Origin of the sequence: Pantoea sp. VS1, from assembly GCF_002207995.1 — a bacterium.
In the GTDB taxonomy this organism is placed as follows: Bacteria; Pseudomonadota; Gammaproteobacteria; order Enterobacterales; family Enterobacteriaceae; genus Pantoea; species Pantoea dispersa.
On the sequence record NZ_NHZE01000007.1, the window covers coordinates 1 to 964 of the forward strand.

At 61.0% G+C, this 964-nt stretch carries 2 protein-coding genes; one reads left to right on the forward strand and one right to left on the reverse strand.

The annotated features are described in order from the left end of the window. Positions 1 to 393 (forward strand): SOS response-associated peptidase family protein (locus tag CBW22_RS03980; RefSeq protein WP_176428080.1); only part of this gene is annotated, 393 nt, incomplete at its 5' end. A gap of 104 nt (positions 394 to 497) precedes the next feature. On the opposite strand, the gene CBW22_RS03985 is transcribed toward CBW22_RS03980, so the two are convergent. Then, a complete protein-coding gene (locus tag CBW22_RS03985; protein ID WP_088516090.1) occupies positions 498 to 770 on the reverse strand; it encodes a helix-turn-helix transcriptional regulator in 273 nt (90 codons plus the stop codon). Positions 771 to 964 lie beyond the last annotated feature (194 nt).

The window sequence follows — 964 nt, forward strand, 5'->3', positions numbered from 1 at the left end:
GCCATTGTGCCGGCATCGGGCTGGTTTGAGTGGAAAAAAAGCGGTGCCAGGAAACAGCCCTACTTCATTTATCACCGAAACAGAGAGCCGCTTTTTTTTGCGGCCATCGGGAAGCCGCCTTTTGACCGGGAGCACGGGCAGGAGGGTTTCGTCATCGTTACCGCAGCCAGCAATCAGGGGATGGTGGATATACACGATCGCCGTCCTCTCGTGCTGAAGGCCGACGCGGTCCGGGAGTGGCTGAGTCATGACATTTCGCCGGCGCGCGCGGCAGAAATTGTGCGTGACGGCGCGCTGCCTGAATCCGTCTTCACATGGCATCCGGTAGCGGCAAAGGTCGGCAACGTTCACAACCAGGGGCCTGACATTATCCGGAACACCGGCGATGGCTGACGAAGTGTCCGGACACCTGCTTATGCTGGGCGCCGGTAAGGGCTGCAGTTTATTTACCCCCTGGTGAACACGGAGAAGATAATCCCGTACCGGCACCGTTTAATTTAGCACGGTGGTGTCCCGTCGCCACCGGCGGGTGCGTCAGCATCTGATTCAGTCCGCATCCAGAGGGCCTGACGGGTGAGCCAGAAGCCGGGGGTGTGGAACACGGTGCCCAGCTGCTCCGCCAGCGTCTGCGTCACCGGCAGGCGCCCCGCCAGGAAAGCCCGGGCGATATCGCTGTCCAGCCCGCAGCGGTCACACAGCTGCGTCACGGAGATATCGTGCTCCGTCAGAAGATAAGCGAGAAAGCGGGCGGGAGAGGTGTGGCCATCCATAGATTGCCCCGGAGGCTGATGAGGAGTTTCGTCCAGATTAGAACGGTGCGTCAGGTCTGCACAACGGGTCCGGAAAAAAAATACCTGCCGTTAACTGCCAGCCCGCCACGCTCGCCGCAGTCACGGCTGAGGCGTACCGCAGCAGCGCGAGGAACGAACAGTCGTGCCGAGGAAGCGTCATTTCACCGATGCCG